4 protein-coding genes and 1 pseudogene are annotated in these 3,672 nt (G+C 52.0%); 4 read left to right on the top strand and 1 reads right to left on the bottom strand.

All coding sequences use genetic code 11. The features are described from left to right. Positions 1 to 300 (bottom strand): annotated as a pseudogene (locus tag BGK49_RS10680) (IS1-like element transposase); the annotation flags it as partial. A 367-nt stretch (positions 301 to 667) separates the two neighbouring features. On the opposite strand from BGK49_RS10680, the gene BGK49_RS10675 reads away from it, so the two are divergent. The 4 genes from BGK49_RS10675 (at position 668) to phnD (ending at position 3,568) form a co-directional block, all read left to right on the top strand. Beyond that, positions 668 to 1,003: a zinc ribbon domain-containing protein YjdM gene (locus BGK49_RS10675; RefSeq protein ID WP_001300891.1), complete on the top strand. Its 336-nt coding sequence runs from the start codon at positions 668 to 670 to the stop codon at positions 1,001 to 1,003. Between the two features lie 159 nt (positions 1,004 to 1,162). Then, positions 1,163 to 1,606 carry a VOC family metalloprotein YjdN gene (gene yjdN, locus BGK49_RS10670; RefSeq protein ID WP_001131343.1) on the top strand — a complete coding sequence of 148 codons (444 nt, stop codon included), beginning with the start codon at positions 1,163 to 1,165 and terminating at the stop codon, positions 1,604 to 1,606. Between the two features lie 132 nt (positions 1,607 to 1,738). Next, entirely contained in the window at positions 1,739 to 2,527 is a 789-nt protein-coding gene (phnC, locus tag BGK49_RS10665) for a phosphonate ABC transporter ATP-binding protein (RefSeq protein ID WP_001193422.1), read from the top strand. A 24-nt stretch (positions 2,528 to 2,551) separates the two neighbouring features. Next, positions 2,552 to 3,568, top strand: coding sequence for a phosphonate ABC transporter substrate-binding protein (gene phnD / locus BGK49_RS10660; protein WP_000991980.1), 1,017 nt, complete (start codon positions 2,552 to 2,554; stop codon positions 3,566 to 3,568). The last annotated feature ends 104 nt before the right edge of the window (positions 3,569 to 3,672 follow it).

The raw sequence follows: 3,672 nt of genomic DNA, 5'->3' as shown, positions 1-3,672 counted from the left end.
CACTGCCCGGTTGTATGCGCGAGGTTACCGACTGCGGCCTGAGTTTTTTAAGTGACGTAAAACCGTGTTGAGGCCAACGCCCATAATGCGTGCACTGGCACGACATCCGACGCCATTCATGGCCATATCAATGATTTTCTGGTGCGTACCGGGCTGAGAGGCGGTGTAAGTGAACTGTAGTTGCCATGTTTTACGGCAATGAGAGCAGAGATAGCGCTGATGTCCGGCAGTGCTTTTGCCGTTACGCACCACGCCTTCAGTAGCGGTGCAGGAAGGACATCTGATGGAAATGGAAGCCACGCAAGCACCTTAAAATCACCATCATACACTAAATCAGTAAGTTGGCAGCATTACCGAAATAATTTTATATTTAGTGTGTTGTTTTTTATCAGAATAAATAACGTCTTCTGATGCGTTTAAAACGTCAGAAAGATAAAAATATCATGTGAATAAAAAAAGAACAAGTAGAGCATTAACATTATCTTAAATAATAAATAGAGGCAAAAAGATTATTTTCTTTTTGCGTTTCCTTTCAAATGAAAACGATCGTCGTCTAAAATCAGCAGTACCCCCGACAAACTCAGGGATTTTGTGTATAATTGCGGCCTTTTTCGGCAATCTGCCGTTTTTTGGCGCTTTTGCCCTGCTGACTTTTGAGGAAATCCACATGTCATTACCACACTGCCCAAAATGCAACTCCGAATACACTTACGAAGATAACGGCATGTACATCTGCCCGGAATGTGCCTACGAATGGAACGACGCAGAACCTGCACAGGAAAGCGACGAGCTGATCGTTAAAGATGCTAACGGCAATCTGCTGGCTGACGGCGACAGCGTTACCATCATTAAAGATCTGAAGGTGAAAGGTAGCTCTTCGATGCTGAAAATTGGCACCAAAGTGAAAAACATCCGCCTGGTTGAAGGCGACCATAACATCGATTGCAAAATCGACGGTTTTGGTCCGATGAAACTGAAATCTGAGTTTGTGAAAAAGAACTGATTGTATTGTGATCGGTAAGCCGGATAAGGCGCTCGCGCCACATCCGGCAACGATGCCGACTGCCTGATGCGACGCTGACCGCGCCTTATCAGGCTTCCCTCTCATCTGTATAAATTTCGAACTACACTTAACTGGCTTCTCTTAACTGAGGTCACCATCATGCCGTTAAGTCCCTACCTCTCTTTTGCCGGTAACTGTTCCGACGCGATTGCCTATTATCAACGTACGTTGGGCGCGGAACTGCTCTATAAAATCAGCTTCGGCGAAATGCCAAAATCAGCGCAGGACAGCGCCGAGAACTGCCCTTCCGGAATGCAATTTCCCGATACCGCCATCGCCCACGCCAACGTGCGCATTGCCGGAAGCTACATCATGATGAGCGATGCTATACCGTCAGGAAAAGCCAGCTACTCCGGCTTTACGCTGGTGCTCGATTCGCAACAGGTCGAAGAAGGAAAACGCTGGTTTGATAACCTTGCCGCTAACGGAAAAATTGAAATAGCCTGGCAGGAAACTTTCTGGGCGCATGGCTTCGGCAAAGTCACCGATAAATTTGGCGTACCGTGGATGATTAATGTCGTCAAACAACAACCAACGCAATAACCCGCCGGGAGGCCCGCCCTCCCGCACTGTCATCGAATTCCCGTTAACTCTTCATCTGTTAGTCACTTTTAATTAACCAAATCGTCACAATAATCCGCCACGATGGAGCCACTTTTTTAGGGAGGCTGCATCATGCAAACGATTATCCGTGTCGAGAAGCTCGCCAAAACCTTCAATCAGCATCAAGCGCTGCATGCGGTTGATCTGAACATTCATCACAGTGAAATGGTGGCTCTGCTTGGGCCGTCGGGTTCCGGCAAATCCACACTTTTACGTCACTTAAGCGGTTTGATTACCGGCGATAAATCCGCCGGCAGCCATATCGAGCTGCTGGGCCGCACAGTCCAGCGCGAAGGCCGTCTGGCGCGCGATATCCGCAAAAGCCGCGCCCATACCGGCTACATCTTCCAACAATTCAACCTGGTGAATCGCCTGAGCGTACTGGAGAACGTGCTGATTGGCGCGCTCGGCAGCACGCCGTTCTGGCGCACCTGTTTTAGCTGGTTCACCCGCGAGCAGAAACAACGCGCGTTACAGGCGCTGACCCGCGTTGGCATGGTGCATTTTGCCCATCAACGCGTTTCCACCCTCTCCGGCGGACAGCAGCAGCGTGTGGCGATTGCCCGCGCGCTGATGCAGCAGGCGAAGGTGATTCTGGCCGATGAACCCATCACCTCGCTGGACCCGGAATCCGCCCGCATCGTGATGGACACCCTGCGCGACATCAATCAGAACGACGGCATCACCGTAGTCGTCACGCTGCATCAGGTGGATTACGCCCTGCGCTACTGCGAACGCATCGTCGCCCTGCGCCAGGGGCACGTTTTCTACGACGGCAGCAGCCAACAGTTTGATAACGAACGTTTTGACCATCTCTACCGCAGCATTAATCGCATCGAAGAGAACGCGAAAGCTGCCTGACATCCCCATCATTGAGGAAAACGAATGAACGCTAAGATAATTGCCTCGCTGGCCTTCACCAGCATGTTCAGCCTCAGCACCCTGTTAAGCCCGGCACACGCCGAAGAGCAGGAAAAGGCGCTGAATTTCGGCATTATTTCAACGGAATCACAGCAAAACCTGAAACCGCAATGGATGCCATTCTTACAGGATATGGAGAAGAAGCTGGGCGTGAAGGTGAACGCCTTCTTTGCCCCAGACTACGCAGGCATTATCCAGGGAATGCGCTTCAATAAAGTGGATATCGCCTGGTACGGCAACCTGTCGGCAATGGAAGCGGTGGATCGCACCAACGGCCAGGTCTTCGCCCAGACGGTCGCGGCGGATGGATCGCCAGGTTACTGGAGCGTGTTGATCGTCAACAAAGATAGTCCGATCAACAACCTGAACGATCTGCTGGCGAAGCGGAAAGATCTCACCTTCGGCAATGGCGATCCTAACTCCACCTCTGGCTTCCTAGTCCCCGGTTACTACGTCTTTGCCAAAAACAATATCTCCGCCAGCGACTTTAAGCGCACCGTCAACGCTGGGCATGAAACCAACGCGCTGGCCGTCGCCAACAAGCAGGTGGATGTTGCCACCAACAACACCGAAAACCTCGACAAGCTGAAAACCTCCGCGCCAGAGAAGCTGAAAGAACTGAAGGTGATCTGGAAGTCGCCGCTGATCCCAGGCGATCCGATCGTCTGGCGCAAGAATCTCTCCGAAACCACCAAAGACAAGATCTACGACTTCTTTATGAACTACGGAAAAACGCCGGAAGAGAAAGCGGTGCTGGAACGCCTGGGCTGGGCCCCGTTCCGCGCCTCCAGCGACCTGCAACTGGTGCCGATTCGCCAGCTCGCACTGTTTAAAGAGATGCAGGGCGTAAAAAGCAATAAAGGACTGAATGAGCAGGACAAGCTGGCGAAAACCACCGAGATTCAGGCGCAGCTGGATGACCTGGACCGCCTGAACAACGCGTTAAGCGCGATGAGTTCGGTGAGTAAAGCGGTGCAGTAATGTGCTCGATCGGTCCCCTCTCCCTTGAGGGAGAGGGTTAGGGTGAGGGGGAAATGCGCACGCTGATGCTCTCCGCTCCTGCCCTCCGCCGGAGCGGGTACGAA

Source organism: Shigella sp. FC1544 (assembly GCF_001722145.1).
Lineage (GTDB): Bacteria > Pseudomonadota > Gammaproteobacteria > Enterobacterales > Enterobacteriaceae > Escherichia > Escherichia coli.
The sequence above is the reverse complement of the archived record's forward strand: the minus strand, read 5'-3'. Positions and strand labels throughout refer to the sequence as shown.

Bases quoted from the DNA above. Each gene is read 5' to 3' on its own strand.
- phnD (WP_000991980.1), top strand. From the start codon at position 2,552: ATGAACGCTAAGATAATTGCCTCGCTGGCCTTCACCAGCATGTTCAGC.
- phnC (WP_001193422.1), top strand. From the start codon at position 1,739: ATGCAAACGATTATCCGTGTCGAGAAGCTCGCCAAAACCTTCAATCAG.
- BGK49_RS10675 (WP_001300891.1), top strand. From the start codon at position 668: ATGTCATTACCACACTGCCCAAAATGCAACTCCGAATACACTTACGAA.
- yjdN (WP_001131343.1), top strand. From the start codon at position 1,163: ATGCCGTTAAGTCCCTACCTCTCTTTTGCCGGTAACTGTTCCGACGCG.